This window comes from Escherichia sp. F1 (assembly GCF_046764225.1).
In the GTDB taxonomy this organism is placed as follows: domain Bacteria; phylum Pseudomonadota; class Gammaproteobacteria; order Enterobacterales; family Enterobacteriaceae; genus Escherichia; species Escherichia coli.
Map to the genome: position 1 here is coordinate 3,357,059 of NZ_CP177202.1, position 14,937 is coordinate 3,371,995.

The following is a 14,937-nucleotide window of genomic DNA, read 5'->3' on the forward strand; positions in this document are numbered from 1 at the left end:
CCGCATTAGTAAGTACGAATCTTCGGCGGGAATGCCGGGCGCAGTTTCGGTTCCATGTTGACGCTTCGGCGCGTCATGGATTCCGACTCTGGCAGATACAGGGAGTGGCACAGCCAGTTTTCATCATCACGATCCGGGAAGTCGAAGCGGCTATGCGCGCCACGGCTTTCGGTACGGAAGTTGGCAGAAACAGCCGTTGCATACGCCGTTTCCATCAGGTTATCCAGTTCCAGGCACTCAACGCGTTGGGTATTGAACTCACTTGAAGTGTCATCCAGACGGGCATTTTTCAAACGCTCGCGGATCACTTTCAACTGCTCAAGCCCTTTCGCCATCGCATCACCTTCACGGAAGACCGAGAAGTTATGCTGCATACATTCTTGCAGTGCTTTACGGATCGCCACCGGATCTTCACCGTTACGGTTATTGTTCCAGCGATTCAGACGATCCAGAGACGCTTCTACATCAGACTCGCTGGCATCGCGCAGTGCGCCCTGCTCGGCAATTGACTCTTGCAGATGCAGACCTGCCGCACGACCAAAGACCACCAGGTCCAGCAGCGAGTTGCCGCCCAGGCGGTTTGCGCCGTGTACCGATACGCAGGCAATTTCACCTACCGCGAACAGCCCAGGGATCACCACATCTTCGCCTTTCTCGTTCACGGTCAGCGCCTGACCGGTCACTTTGGTCGGAATACCGCCCATCATATAGTGGCAAGTAGGGATAACCGGAATCGGCTCTTTCACCGGATCAACGTGAGCGAAGGTGCGGGAGAGTTCAAGGATACCCGGCAGACGGGATTCGAGAACTTCTTTACCCAGATGGTCAAGTTTCAGTTTTGCGTGTGGCCCCCACGGACCATCACAGCCGCGACCTTCACGGATTTCGATCATGATGGAACGCGCCACCACGTCACGGCCCGCCAGGTCTTTGGCGTTCGGCGCATAACGCTCCATAAAGCGTTCGCCATGTTTGTTCAGCAGATAACCGCCTTCACCACGGCAACCTTCGGTGACCAGTACGCCCGCACCGGCAATACCGGTCGGGTGGAACTGCCACATTTCCATATCCTGTACCGGTACGCCTGCACGGATAGCCATGCCGACACCGTCGCCAGTGTTAATGTGGGCGTTGGTGGTGGACTGATAAATACGCCCTGCCCCGCCAGTCGCCAGCACTGTCGCGCGAGCTTTAAAGTAAACCACTTCACCAGTTTCGATGCACAGTGCGGTACAACCGACCACTGCGCCATCGGCGTTTTTCACCAGATCCAACGCATACCACTCGGAGAAAATAGTGGTGTGGTTTTTCAGGTTCTGCTGATAAAGCGTGTGCAGCAGTGCGTGACCGGTACGGTCGGCAGCCGCCGCAGTACGTGCCGCCTGCTCGCCGCCGAAGTTTTTCGACTGGCCGCCAAACGGACGTTGATAGATACGACCATCATCAAGGCGCGAGAACGGCAGGCCCATGTGTTCCAGTTCCAGAATCGCTTCTGGCCCGGTTTTACACATATATTCAATCGCGTCCTGATCGCCGATATAGTCCGACCCTTTTACGGTGTCGTACATATGCCATTCCCAGTTATCTTCATGGGTATTACCCAGCGCAACGGTAATGCCGCCCTGCGCAGAAACGGTATGGGAACGGGTCGGGAAGACTTTAGAGAGCAGCGCACAGGTCTGGCCGCTCTGGGAAATTTGCAGCGCCGCGCGCATACCTGCGCCTCCGGCACCAATCACAACGGCATCAAATTCTCTGACTGGCAATTTCATCACACACCCCACACCACAACGAATCCATAAATCACGTAAACCACCAGTGCAACGACAATCACCAGTTGCAGAATCAGGCGCACGGCCAATGGTTTAACGTAGTCGGTCAACACCTGCCACATGCCGATCCAGGCATGGATCAAAATGGAAAACAGTGCCAGCAGAGTGAAGACTTTAGTGAACGCAGAGGCAAAGAAACCAATCCAGACGTCATATGTCAGTTCGCCACTGATAGCAAAAAAACCGACCATATAAATGATGTAAAGCGTCAGGACGAGAGCAGTAGCGCGAACGAGGATGAAATCATGTACGCCATTGCGTCCTAATGCGGAGGCGTTGCTTACCATACGAGGACTCCTGCGAGAAGTGAAAGCACGACAGTAATAACAAAGGAGATTTTGGCGGAGCGTTTACCCGCTTCGAATGTTTCTTCCAGATAGCCAAAATCCATCATCATGTGGCGAATACCTACGACGACGTGATACGCCAGAGCGGTAAGGATGCCCCACATGATAAATTTGACGAAGAAGCTGCCCATAATCGCAGAAGCTTGCTCGAAACCTTCAGGGGAAGAGAGGCTGGTACCCAGAAGCCACAGCAGGATGCCCACTGCAACAAAGGTGATCACACCGGAAACGCGATGGAGAATGGACGCTATCGCCGTGACGGGGAACCGGATGGTCTGTAGGTCCAGATTAACAGGTCTTTGTTTTTTCACATTTCTTATCATGAATAACGCCCACATGCTGTTCTTATTATTCCCTGGGGACTACGGGCACAGAGGTTAACTTTCTGTTACCTGGAGACGTCGGGATTTCCTTCCTCCGGTCTGCTTGCGGGTCAGACAGCGTCCTTTCTATAACTGCGCGTCATGCAAAACACTGCTTCCAGATGCGAAAACGACACGTTACAACGCTGGGTGGCTCGGGATTGCAGGGTGTTCCGGAGACCTGGCGGCAGTATAGGCTGTTCACAAAATCATTACAATTAACCTACATATAGTTTGTCGGGTTTTATCCTGAACAGTGATCCAGGTCACGATAACAACATTTATTTAATTTTTAACCATCTAATTTGACAATCATTCAACAAAGTTGTTACAAACATTACCAGGAAAAGCATATAATGCGTAAAAGTTATGAAGTCGGTATTTCACCTAAGATTAACTTATGTAACAGTGTGGAAGTATTGACCAATTCATTCGGGACAGTTATTAGTGGTAGACAAGTTTAATAATTCGGATTGCTAAGTACTTGATTCGCCATTTATTCGTCATCAATGGATCCTTTACCTGCAAGCGCCCAGAGCTCTGTACCCAGGTTTTCCCCTCTTTCACAGAGCGGCGAGCCAAATAACAAACGGGTAAAGCCAGGTTGATGTGCGAAGGCAAATTTAAGTTCCGGCAGTCTTACGCAATAAGGCGCTAAGGAGACCTTAAATGGCTGATACAAAAGCAAAACTCACCCTCAACGGGGACACAGCTGTTGAACTGGATGTGCTGAAAGGCACGCTGGGTCAAGATGTTATTGATATCCGTACTCTCGGTTCAAAAGGTGTGTTCACCTTTGACCCTGGCTTCACTTCAACCGCATCCTGCGAATCTAAAATTACTTTTATTGATGGTGATGAAGGTATTTTGCTGCACCGCGGTTTCCCGATCGATCAGCTGGCGACCGATTCTAACTACCTGGAAGTTTGTTACATCCTGCTGAATGGTGAAAAACCAACTCAGGAACAGTATGACGAATTTAAAACTACGGTGACCCGTCATACCATGATCCACGAGCAGATTACCCGTCTGTTCCATGCTTTCCGTCGCGACTCGCATCCAATGGCAGTCATGTGTGGTATTACCGGCGCGCTGGCGGCGTTCTATCACGACTCGCTGGATGTTAACAATCCTCGTCATCGTGAAATTGCCGCGTTCCGCCTGCTGTCGAAAATGCCGACCATGGCCGCGATGTGTTACAAGTATTCCATTGGTCAGCCATTTGTTTACCCGCGCAACGATCTCTCCTATGCCGGTAACTTCCTGAATATGATGTTCTCCACGCCGTGCGAACCGTATGAAGTTAATCCGATTCTGGAACGTGCTATGGACCGTATTTTGATCCTGCACGCTGACCATGAACAGAACGCCTCCACCTCCACCGTGCGTACCGCTGGCTCTTCGGGGGCGAACCCGTTTGCCTGTATCGCAGCAGGTATTGCTTCACTGTGGGGACCTGCGCACGGTGGTGCTAACGAAGCGGCGCTGAAAATGCTGGAAGAAATCAGCTCCGTTAAACACATTCCGGAATTTGTTCGTCGTGCGAAAGACAAAAATGACTCTTTCCGCCTGATGGGCTTCGGGCACCGCGTGTACAAAAATTACGACCCGCGCGCCACCGTAATGCGTGAAACCTGCCATGAAGTGCTGAAAGAGCTGGGGACCAAAGATGACCTGCTGGAAGTGGCTATGGAGCTGGAAAACATCGCGCTGAACGATCCGTACTTTATCGAGAAGAAACTGTACCCGAACGTCGACTTCTACTCTGGTATCATCCTGAAAGCGATGGGTATTCCGTCTTCCATGTTCACCGTCATTTTCGCAATGGCACGTACCGTTGGCTGGATCGCCCACTGGAGCGAAATGCACAGTGACGGTATGAAGATTGCCCGTCCGCGTCAACTGTATACAGGATATGAAAAACGCGACTTTAAAAGCGATATCAAGCGTTAATGGTTGATTGCTAAGCCGTTTACTTTCCGGACCCGCCTTTAATAGAGCGGGTTCTTTTTTATATGGCTGAACATAATAAATTGTAAAAATTAAACCAGATGCAAATACCCATTAATAAGGTGAAAAAATGTGACAAGTCACATACTGAGCAGAATGATAAGTTTATTTTTATACTTTCCTGCCGGTAGCATTGTTAACCCAATGAAAATTATGCATATCCATCCCACCCCATCTTTCATCTCATTAAACAATAAATTTATACACTCAATTATTCCATTCTTTATATAACAAGCTTTTTAATATTGTTAAATAAAACCAAATACATTCAACTGTCAGTTAATATATTCTTGCCTCGCAACACTCTATCTCATTATTTAAAGGACTCAGCTATGTTTAAAGGACAAAAAACATTGGCCGCACTGGCCATATCTCTGCTATTCACAGCACCTGTTTATGCGGCTGATGAAGGATCCGGTGAAATTCACTTTAAAGGTGAAGTTATTGAAGCACCGTGTGAAATACATCAGGATGATATTGATAAAGAGGTTGAACTCGGTCAGGTGACCACCAGCCACATTAATCAGTCGCATCACAGCGATGCCGTTGCTGTCGACCTGCGCTTAGTCAACTGCGATCTGGAAAACTCCAACAACGGTTCCGGCGGCAAGATTTCTAAAGTTGCAGTCACCTTTGACAGCTCAGCGAAAACCACCGGCGCAGATCCGATTCTCAACAACACCAGCACGGGTGAAGCGACCGGTGTCGGCGTGCGTTTAATGAATAAAGATCAAAGCAATATCGTTTTAGGCACCGCTACTCCAGATATCGACCTGGCACCAACCTCCAGCGAACAAACGTTAAATTTCTTTGCGTGGATGGAACAAATTGATCAGGCTACGCCCGTAACACCAGGCGCAGTTACGGCGAATGCGACCTACGTACTGGATTATAAATAAGTATCACTTTGGCGGCGTCATCGCCGCCTTTCTTCAAATATTTATCAGGTATGGACACCGTGAATATTTATCGACTCTCTTTTATATCCTGCCTGGTCATGGCGATACCTTCCGCATTGGCGGTCGAATTCAACCTGAATGTCCTCGATAAATCGATGCGAGATCGCATTGATATTTCATTATTAAAGAAAAAAGGGGGCATTGCTCCCGGTGAATATTTTGTTAGCGTTGCAGTAAATAACAACCAAATCAGTAACGGACAAAAAATTGACTGGAAAAAGAACGGTGACCAAACCATTCCGTGTATTAATGATTTACTGGTAGATAAATTTGGTTTAAAACCTGAAGTTCGTCAGTCGTTACCACGGTTAAACCAGTGCGTCGATTTTAGCTCCCGGCCTGAAATTCTCTTCATTTTTGATCAGGCTAGCCAGCAACTGAATATCACTATTCCACAAGCCTGGCTGGCCTGGCACTCAGATAACTGGACTCCCCCCTCAACATGGAAAGAAGGTGTCGCCGGCGTCCTGATGGACTACAACCTGTTTGCCAGCAGCTACCGCCCACAGGATGGTAGCAACAGCACTAACCTGAACGCCTATGGAACAGCCGGAATTAACGCGGGAGCATGGCGTTTACGCAGTGATTACCAATTGAATCAGACCGATAGCGATGATAACCATGAACAGTCAGGCGAAATATCACGCACCTATCTTTTTCGTCCATTACCGCAATTAGGTTCAAAATTAACCCTTGGTGAAACGGATTTCAGTTCCAATATTTTCGACGGCTTTTCTTATACCGGCGCGGCACTGGCAAGTGACGATCGGATGTTACCGTGGGAGCTACGCGGCTACGCCCCACAAATCAGCGGCATTGCACAAACCAATGCCACGGTGACGATCAGTCAATCAGGCCGCGTCATTTACCAGAAAAAAGTCCCGCCAGGCCCGTTTATTATTGATGACCTCAATCAGTCTGTTCAGGGCACGCTGGATGTCAAAGTGACGGAAGAAGATGGTCGGGTGAACAATTTCCAGGTTTCGGCAGCATCGACGCCTTTCCTTACGCGCCAGGGGCAGGTTCGCTATAAACTTGCTGCCGGTCAGCCGCGAACATCTATGTCTCATCAAACTGAAAATGAAACCTTTTTTAGCAATGAAGTTTCCTGGGGGATGCTGTCAAATACCTCGCTGTACGGCGGCCTGCTGATTTCGGGTGACGACTACCATTCTGCCGCAATGGGTATCGGGCAAAATATGCTCTGGCTTGGTGCATTGTCGTTTGATGTCACCTGGGCCAGTAGTCAGTTTGATACTCAGCAGGACGAGCGGGGCTTAAGTTACCGCTTTAATTACAGCAAACAAGTGGATGCCACTAACAGCACGATTTCGCTCGCCGCTTATCGCTTCTCAGATCGTCATTTTCACAGCTACGCCAACTATCTGGATCACAAATACAACGACAACGATGCGCAGGACGAACAACAGACGATCAGCTTATCCGTGGGGCAACCGATTACCCCACTGAACCTCAATCTGTACGCCAACCTGCTGCATCAAACCTGGTGGAATGCAGACGCCTCCACGACCGCCAACATCACGGCGGGTTTTAATGTTGATATTGGTAACTGGAGAGATATCTCGATCTCGACGTCATTCAATACAACCCATTACGAAGATAAAGATCGCGACAATCAGATTTACCTGTCGATTTCGCTCCCCTTCGGTAACGGGGGGCGGGTCGGTTATGACATGCAAAACAGTAGTCACAGCACCACACACCGCATGTCGTGGAATGATACGTTAGATGAACGTAATAGCTGGGGCATGTCTACCGGACTGCAATCCGACCGTCCGGATAATGGAGTCCAGGTGAGCGGTAACTATCAGCACCTGAGTTCAGCGGGTGAGTTGGATATTTCTGGTACCTATGCCGCCAATGATTACAGTTCCGTCAGCAGCAGCTGGAGCGGTTCTTTCACGGCAACTCAATATGGTGCGGCGTTCCATCGTCACAGCTCCACCAATGAACCACGTCTAATGGTCAGTACCGATGGCGTGGCAGATATTCCGGTTCAGGGCAATCTCGACTACACCAACCATTTTGGCATTGCGGTGGTGCCGTTGATTTCCAGTTATCAGCCTTCCACCGTGGCGGTGAACATGAATGACTTACCCGACGGCGTAACAGTGGCAGAAAACGTTATCAAAGAAACGTGGATTGAAGGCGCGATAGGTTACAAATCGCTGGCTTCCCGTTCCGGTAAAGACGTTAACGTCATCATTCGCAACGCCAGCGGTCAGTTCCCTCCCCTCGGTGCGGATATCCGCCAGGATAACAGCGGCATTAGCGTGGGGATGGTTGGCGAGGAAGGACATGCCTGGTTAAGCGGAGTCGCTGAAAATCAAATGCTTACCGTGGTCTGGGGTGATAGTCAGCATTGCTCGCTCCATCTTCCTGAACATATGGAAGACACCGCAAATCGCCTGATTTTACCTTGTCATTAATTAAGGAAATGAAAAATGACATTTATGAAAGGACTTCCCCTTTTGTTGTTGATTGCCAGTCTGTGCAGCTACGCTGCGCTACAACCCGATCGCACTCGCATTGTGTTTAACGCTAATGATAAAGCCACCAGCCTACGAGTGGATAATCGTAGCGATAAACTCCCCTACCTCGCTTATTCCTGGCTCGAAAATGAAAAAGGGGAGAAAAGCGACGATCTTCTGGTCGCCCTGCCACCGATACAACGTCTGGAACCGAAAGCAACAACGCAGGTACGGATAGTAAAGCAAGCCTCGACCACAAAATTACCGGGCGATCGCGAAACGCTATTTTTCTACAATATGCGTGAAATTCCTCCCTCCCCAGAAAAAAACAGCGGCCATGCCGTTCTGCAGGTCGCCATCCAGAGTCGTATCAAGGTGTTCTGGAGACCGTCTGCGTTACGCAAGAAAGCAGGAGAAAAAGTCGAGCTACAGTTACAAGTCAGCCAGCAGGGCAATCAACTTAACTTAAAAAACCCGACCGGCTATTACCTGACAATCGCCTACCTGGGACGAAATGAGCAAGGTATTCTCCCGGGCTTCAAAACCGTGATGGTTGCGCCTTTTAGTACAGTAATTACAAACACCGGAAGTTATAACGGCAGTCAGTTTTATCTCGGTTATATGGATGATTACGGCGCGTTACGCATGACGACGCTCAATTGCAACGGACATTGCCGTTTACAAGCAGTGGAGACGAAGAAATGAGTACTGGCAAAGGATTGTTGCTCGTCATCTGTCTGTTATTTCTGCCATTGAAGTCTGCGCTAGCGCTGAACTGCTATTTTGGTACTTCCGGCGGAACGGTAGAAAAATCGGAAGCGATTCAACCCTTTGCTGTGCCAGGTAATGCCAAACCCGGCGATAAGATCTGGGAATCTGACGATATTAAAATTCCCGTCTATTGTGACAACAATACCAACGGCAACTTTGAAAGCGAACATGTCTACGCATGGGTAAACCCCTACCCGGGGGTACAGGATCGTTATTATCAACTCGGCGTGACATACAATGGTGTCGATTACGATGCCAGTCTGGGGAAAAGCCGCATCGACACCAACCAGTGTATCGACAGTAAGAACATTAACATTTATACCCCTGAGCAGATTATCGCGATGGGCTGGCAGAACAAAATATGCTCGGGTGACCCCGCTAATATTCACATGTCGCGAACCTTTCTCGCTCGTATGCGGTTATACGTTAAGATTCGCGAAATGCCGCCGCATGATTATCAAAGTACGCTTAGCGACTACATCGTCGTGCAATTTGATGGTGCCGGTAGCGTTAACGAAGACCCTACCGCCCAAAACCTGAAATATCATATTACTGGTCTGGAAAACATTCGCGTGCTGGATTGCAGCGTCAATTTTTCCATTTCACCGGAAACACAGGTGATTGATTTTGGTAAATTTAATTTGCTGGATATTCGTCGCCACACAATGTCGAAAACATTCAGTATTAAGACGACAAAATCACAAAATGACCAATGCACCGACGGATTTAAAGTCAGTTCCTCCTTTTATACCGAAGAAACGTTGGTTGAAGAAGATAAAGCATTGTTGATTGGTAATGGTCTGAAGCTACGTTTGCTGGATGAAAACGCCTCGCCTTATACCTTCAATAAATATGCTGAATACGCCGATTTCACCAGCGATATGCTGATCTACGAAAAAACCTATACGGCTGAACTTTCGTCCATTCCAAGTACCCCCATCGAGGCTGGCCCCTTCGATACAGTGGTGCTTTTTAAGATTAACTATAACTGATTTGCCATGATGCCCTTTGCAGCCGGAAAGGGCATCTCTTTCAGAAAATTGCTGATTTTCCCCTTTTCCTTGATTGCTGTTATTTTTTCCTGGCCCGGCTTTCTTTATGCTGTATCGATACACCAAAGAAAAAATAATGAGGGAGCGAAGGATGCCAGTTTTGCAGTGGGGAATGTTATGTGTGCTCTCACTTCTCCTTTCTATTGGCTTCCTCGGATTACATCTCCCGGCGGCGCTATTACTTGGACCGATGATCGCCGGGATCATCTTCAGTATGCGCGGAATTACTTTACAACTCCCCCGCTCCGCTTTTCTCGCCGCGCAGGCCATTCTTGGCTGTATGATTGCGCAAAACCTCACTGGTTCGATTCTCACCACGTTGGCCGCCAACTGGCCGATAGTGTTAGCCATTTTACTGGTGACGCTGCTTTCCAGCGCCATCGTGGGTTGGTTATTGGTGCGCTATAGCTCACTGCCTGGAAATACCGGTGCCTGGGGTTCTTCTCCTGGCGGCGCGGCGGCAATGGTCGCTATGGCGCAAGATTACGGCGCAGATATTCGCCTGGTGGCGTTTATGCAATATCTGCGAGTGCTGTTCGTCGCGGGGGCCGCTGTTCTGGTCACCCGCATGATGCTGGGCGATAACGCTGAAGCGGTTAACCAGCAGATCGTCTGGTTTCCGCCAGTGAGCATTAATCTCCTGCTTACGATTTTGCTCGCGGTCGTTGCTGGTACGGCGGGATGCTTGCTACGTCTTCCTTCCGGCACGATGCTCATCCCGATGCTGGCGGGCGCAGTGCTCCAGTCTGGTCAGCTCATCACCATCGAACTACCAGAATGGCTGCTGGCGATGGCGTATATGGCAATTGGCTGGCGGATTGGTCTTGGTTTCGATAAGCAAATCTTACTGCGGGCATTGCGCCCGCTGCCACAAATCTTGCTGTCGATTTTTGCTCTGCTGGCTATTTGTGCAGGTATGGCGTGGGGACTGACCCGGTTTATGCATATTGATTTTATGACTGCCTACCTCGCCACCAGCCCCGGCGGGCTTGATACCGTGGCGGTCATCGCCGCAGGGAGCAATGCCGATATGGCGCTTATTATGGCGATGCAAACCCTGCGCCTGTTCAGTATTTTGCTGACGGGACCTGCCATTGCGCGGTTTATTTCAACCTATGCGCCGAAACGTACGGCCTAGTGCTGACAGCCTGGGCACCAGTAAAACGGGCGAGATGACAGCGTGGTTTTCTCAATGATGCTGCCACAGCGTTCACACGGTTCGCCATCACGATGAAAAACCTTAAAGCGAAACAACGCCCCATGATGTTTATTCTCATCCACCTGCCCCCGCGTAGCGTAAGAAAGTCGAGGAATATCCAGTAACGCGTGTGCGAGTGCATCTAGTTGCGCCGCACTGAGATCTTTCACTTTATGATTGCCGGTTAACCCAACCTGCCAGAGGATCTCCACCCGCAAATAATTGCCAAGCCCAGCCAGAAACGCCTGATCGAGTAGTAATCCAGCAAACTGACGGTTACGAAAGCGCGGCGACAATAACCGTTCCTTTACCACCTCCGGCGTCAGATTCGGATCCAGCACATCGGGACCAACGCGTTGTAAAAACGGATGCGTGGTCAGTTGTTCCGGGGTCAACATCTCAATATCCGAGGCGCTATAAAGCAGAATGGTTTTGTCAGCCGTTTGCAGTTTTACCCGCAATACTCGCGTGGTCTGCGGCTCTTCGCCGGTATCAACCACGCGCCAGACGCCGTAAAGCTGATTATGGCTGTAGAGCGTTAAACCGTTGGAAAAATGAGTTAACAACGCCTTACCTCGCGTTTCCACATGGCTAACGTGTTGACCGATAAGTTGTGATTGATAAGGTTTTAACTGCGGGAAGGCAAACCAGACATCAGTTAGTGGTTTGCCTTTGATCGCCGCCTCCAGGTTATCCGCTGCACGGCGGATCTCCGGGCCTTCAGGCATGGTGATATCCTTTTTTCATTCTTTATTAAGCGGGGTTATGCTGCGACAACAATCCCCTTTTCGGCAAATGTAGAGCGTAGTCGGCGGGCGAACGCCAGTGCGTGCTCGCCATCGCCATGCAGGCAGACCGTTTGCGCCGTGACCGTTGCCCATTCGCCGTTGATACTTTTGACTCTGCCGTGTTGCACCATCTCCAACGTTTGCGCCAGCGCCTGTTCTTCGTTTTCAATCAACGCGCCTGGCTGGCTTCGCGGCACCAGCGAGCCGTCAGCCTGATAACCGCGATCGGCAAACACTTCCTCGCGCGTTGTCAGGCCATATTGCTTGCCTGCACGAATCAGCTCGCTTCCCGCCAGCCCGACGAGAATCAATGCCCGATCGCAAGCGTATACCGCTCTGGCGATGGCGTCTGCCAGTTGTGCCTCTTTCGCCGCCTGGTTGTATAACATGCCGTGCGGTTTGACATGACGCATTACGCCGCCTTGCGCACGGGCAATCGCTGCCAGCGCGCCAATTTGATACAGCGTCTGGGCGTAAACGGTTTCTGGCGGCAGCTGCATGGCACTGCGACCAAAATTTTCCCTGTCGGGAAAACTCGGGTGAGCGCCAATCGCGACACCATTTTTTATTGCTTCACGCACGCAAGCCTGCATGGTTTGCGCATCGCCTGCATGAAATCCACAAGCAATATTGGCAGAGGAAACCAGCGTTAATAGCTCTGCGTCGCTGGCGCAGCCTTCGCCCAGATCGGCGTTCAGATCAATTTTCATTGTGCAGCCGCCACGCTAATTGTTCGAAATAACGTTGCTGATCTTGCCGTGCTTTCAGTGCCTCTTCCAGTGAACACTGGACAAAATGAATCGGCTGACCGAGCGGAATTTGCGCCAGATGGTACATATCAGCCTCAATGATACAGGCAATACGCGGATAACCACCGGTGGTCTGTGCGTCGTTCATCAACACAATCGGCTGCCCGTTATGTGGCACCTGCACCACGCCCGGTAACAAACCGTGAGATAACAGTTCACGATCGGTGGTGCGTTTTAAAATTTGCCCCTGTAAGCGATAGCCCATTCGGTTACTTTGCGAGCTAAGCTGCCAGGGCGAACGCCAGAATGCATCCTGCGAGGCGCGATCGAACTCATGATATTCCGGCCCCGGCAAGGCGCGAATGCGGTTGCCCCACAGCAGCTGTTTAACGCCCTGCGCTTCCATAAAATCACGCTTCGATTTGCCAATCGGGAGTCGGTCACCATCCTTCAGTAAACGGCCTTCCAACCCACCAATCCCCACTTTGAGATCGGTGCTGCATGACCCCATTACCGGCGGAACATCAATACCCCCCGCGACCGCCAGATAACTGCGCATCCCGTGCTGCGGGCGTTTAAGCGTTAAACGCTGGCCTGCTTTCATCGGCAATCGCCAGCCAGTCCAGACGGCATTATCATCCAGCCGCGCTTCGCAACCTGCCCCCGTCAGGGCAAACCAACCATCAGTTTCGAACTCTACCGTTAACTGACCGAGCGTTATCTCCAGCGCGGGGGCATTGGCGTCATTACCCACCAGCAGGTTAGCAATGCGTAACGCAGGCATATCCAGTGCGCCGCAGTGGCTGATACCCGACTGGCGAAAACCGTGACGACCGCCATCCTGCACAGTGGTATACATGCCCGCACGAATAATCTTCAGCATACTCCCTCCTTCTGCGGTACAAAGCGCACGCTGTCTCCCGGACGTAATAAGATGGGTTCGTCACGCGCCGGATCAAACAGGCTGAGTGAGGTATGACCAATCAACTGCCAGCCACCCGGCGTTGCCAGCGGATAAACACCAGTCTGCGGCCCGCCGATCCCGACAGAACCTGCCGGAACGAGCAAGCGCGGTTCAGCGCGCCGTGGCGTGTGTAGTTGTTCCGGCAAACTCCCGAGATACGGGAAGCCCGGTTGAAAACCTAAAAACCAGACCACGTATTCCACGGAGGAGTGCAATTCAACAACCTGTTTCTCACTCAACCCACAATGCGCCGCGACCACCGCTAAATCCGGTCCGCCTGCACCACCGTAAACCACCGGAATTTCAATAAAGCGAGACTCCGGCTCCAGCGCCTCACTCTCCTCCCACCAGCGTTGCAAACGCTCTATGGCATCCAGCGCCAGCGACTCAGGATTACGCAAAATCACCGTGATATTGTTCATGCCGGGAATGGCTTCAACCACATTCGGCATATCCACCAGACGCTGTGCCAGTCGCCAGATCCGTTTCTGGCTAGCCAGCGTCACCGGCGGTTCCAGTTCCAGCACTACCGCCGTTTCACCTATCAGATAACAACGCGCTCGTTGCACTTTCGATCCCTCTGATTATTCGTTATGCAGGATTAGGAATATCAATAAAGGTCACATCAAGATCGGTATTTTCATTCAGCCACTCGCTCAACGCGCGAATACCACCACGTTCAGTGGCATGGTGACCCGCAGCATAAAAATGCAATCCCTGCTCGCGGGCTGAATGAATGGTCTGTTCAGAAACTTCGCCAGTAATAAAAGCATCCACGCCAAAACGCGCGGCGCTATCGATAAAACTTTGCCCGCCGCCCGTGCACCAGGCAACGCGCTGGACCACCTCAGGTCCGGTATCGCCACACCATAACGGCTTACGTCCCAGACGCGCTTCAATCCAGGAGGCTAGTTCCAGTCCCGGCACAGGCATGGTCAGTTCGCCCCACGGCACCAACGGCTCAATTTCGCCCATGACCGTGATCCCCAGTAACGCCGCCAGCTGTGCGTTATTGCCCAGCTCAGGATGTGCGTCAAGCGGCAAATGCCAGCCATACAGGTTGATATCATTTGCCAGCAACGTTTTTAAACGGTTACGCTTCATTCCGCGAATGACCGGAGATTCGCCTTTCCAGAAGTAGCCATGATGCACAATGACCGCATCCGCGCCCAGACGCACTGCCTCATCGAGCAAAGCCTGGCTGGCAGTGACACCGGTAACAATTTTTTGCACCGTCTCTTTGCCTTCCACCTGCAAACCATTCGGCGCGTAATCACTAATCGCCGCGCTGTTCAGTTTTTCGTTAATCAGTTGTTCCAGTTCGGTGTTTTTCATCTTCGCGCCTTCCGTATTCTGATAGCTACACCGTTAACATAGCGTTACCTCGCCTGTTCGTCGATAGCCAATCTTTTG

At 50.8% G+C, this 14,937-nt stretch carries 15 protein-coding genes; 7 read left to right on the top strand and 8 right to left on the bottom strand.

Annotated features, from left to right (window positions below):
- Positions 1-5: 5 nt before the first annotated feature.
- Genes sdhA through sdhC form a run of 3 tightly spaced genes read right to left on the bottom strand, consistent with a single transcriptional unit; the run spans position 6 to position 2,517 of the window.
- Entirely contained in the window at positions 6-1,772 is a 1,767-nt protein-coding gene (gene sdhA, locus ACK8NJ_RS16325) for a succinate dehydrogenase flavoprotein subunit (protein WP_130222244.1), read from the bottom strand.
- A complete protein-coding gene (gene sdhD / locus ACK8NJ_RS16330) occupies positions 1,772-2,119 on the bottom strand; it encodes a succinate dehydrogenase membrane anchor subunit (RefSeq protein ID WP_328115482.1) in 348 nt (115 codons plus the stop codon). Before sdhD ends, sdhA begins: the two co-directional genes overlap by 1 nt.
- The gene (gene sdhC, locus ACK8NJ_RS16335; protein ID WP_000263355.1) at positions 2,113-2,517 is read right to left on the bottom strand and encodes a succinate dehydrogenase cytochrome b556 subunit; all 405 of its coding nucleotides are present in this window, start codon (positions 2,515-2,517) and stop codon (positions 2,113-2,115) included. The genes sdhD and sdhC overlap by 7 nt, the downstream gene beginning before the upstream one ends.
- 380 nt (positions 2,518-2,897) lie before the next feature.
- On the opposite strand from sdhC, the gene ACK8NJ_RS16340 reads away from it, so the two are divergent.
- The 7 genes from ACK8NJ_RS16340 to ACK8NJ_RS16370 all read left to right on the top strand — a co-directional run bounded on the left by ACK8NJ_RS16340 (position 2,898) and on the right by ACK8NJ_RS16370 (position 10,963).
- Positions 2,898-3,005 carry a hypothetical protein gene (locus ACK8NJ_RS16340; RefSeq protein WP_001305582.1) on the top strand — a complete coding sequence of 36 codons (108 nt, stop codon included), beginning with the start codon at positions 2,898-2,900 and terminating at the stop codon, positions 3,003-3,005.
- 205 nt (positions 3,006-3,210) lie between these two features.
- The gene (gltA, locus tag ACK8NJ_RS16345) at positions 3,211-4,494 is read left to right on the top strand and encodes a citrate synthase (protein ID WP_000785834.1); all 1,284 of its coding nucleotides are present in this window, start codon (positions 3,211-3,213) and stop codon (positions 4,492-4,494) included.
- Positions 4,495-4,883: 389 nt separating this feature from the next.
- Complete coding sequence (locus tag ACK8NJ_RS16350; RefSeq protein WP_001558845.1) at positions 4,884-5,450, top strand: fimbrial protein; 567 nt, start codon at positions 4,884-4,886, stop codon at positions 5,448-5,450.
- Positions 5,451-5,500: 50 nt separating this feature from the next.
- Complete coding sequence (locus ACK8NJ_RS16355) at positions 5,501-7,960, top strand: fimbria/pilus outer membrane usher protein (protein WP_328115486.1); 2,460 nt, start codon at positions 5,501-5,503, stop codon at positions 7,958-7,960.
- 15 nt (positions 7,961-7,975) lie between these two features.
- Positions 7,976-8,707, top strand: a complete 732-nt coding sequence (locus ACK8NJ_RS16360; RefSeq protein ID WP_223024480.1) for a fimbrial biogenesis chaperone — start codon at positions 7,976-7,978, stop codon at positions 8,705-8,707.
- Entirely contained in the window at positions 8,704-9,765 is a 1,062-nt protein-coding gene (locus ACK8NJ_RS16365; protein ID WP_411961797.1) for a type 1 fimbrial protein, read from the top strand. Before ACK8NJ_RS16360 ends, ACK8NJ_RS16365 begins: the two co-directional genes overlap by 4 nt.
- A gap of 151 nt (positions 9,766-9,916) precedes the next feature.
- Positions 9,917-10,963 (top strand): AbrB family transcriptional regulator, encoded by a 1,047-nt coding sequence (locus ACK8NJ_RS16370; protein ID WP_328115490.1) that lies wholly within the window; start codon positions 9,917-9,919, stop codon positions 10,961-10,963.
- On the opposite strand, the gene nei is transcribed toward ACK8NJ_RS16370, so the two are convergent.
- The 5 genes from nei to ybgI are packed head-to-tail and all read right to left on the bottom strand — an operon-like array spanning position 10,960 to position 14,859.
- Positions 10,960-11,751 (bottom strand): endonuclease VIII, encoded by a 792-nt coding sequence (gene nei, locus ACK8NJ_RS16375; protein ID WP_001558838.1) that lies wholly within the window; start codon positions 11,749-11,751, stop codon positions 10,960-10,962. The two genes, ACK8NJ_RS16370 and nei, sit on opposite strands and share 4 nt — an antisense overlap.
- Before the next feature lie 35 nt (positions 11,752-11,786).
- Entirely contained in the window at positions 11,787-12,521 is a 735-nt protein-coding gene (pxpA, locus tag ACK8NJ_RS16380) for a 5-oxoprolinase subunit PxpA (protein ID WP_411961798.1), read from the bottom strand.
- Positions 12,511-13,443, bottom strand: a complete 933-nt coding sequence (pxpC, locus tag ACK8NJ_RS16385) for a 5-oxoprolinase subunit PxpC (RefSeq protein WP_000912722.1) — start codon at positions 13,441-13,443, stop codon at positions 12,511-12,513. Before pxpC ends, pxpA begins: the two co-directional genes overlap by 11 nt.
- Positions 13,437-14,093 carry a 5-oxoprolinase subunit PxpB gene (gene pxpB / locus ACK8NJ_RS16390; protein WP_001188343.1) on the bottom strand — a complete coding sequence of 219 codons (657 nt, stop codon included), beginning with the start codon at positions 14,091-14,093 and terminating at the stop codon, positions 13,437-13,439. Before pxpB ends, pxpC begins: the two co-directional genes overlap by 7 nt.
- Positions 14,094-14,115: 22 nt before the next feature.
- Positions 14,116-14,859: a radiation resistance protein YbgI gene (gene ybgI, locus ACK8NJ_RS16395; protein WP_000798871.1), complete on the bottom strand. Its 744-nt coding sequence runs from the start codon at positions 14,857-14,859 to the stop codon at positions 14,116-14,118.
- Positions 14,860-14,937 lie beyond the last annotated feature (78 nt).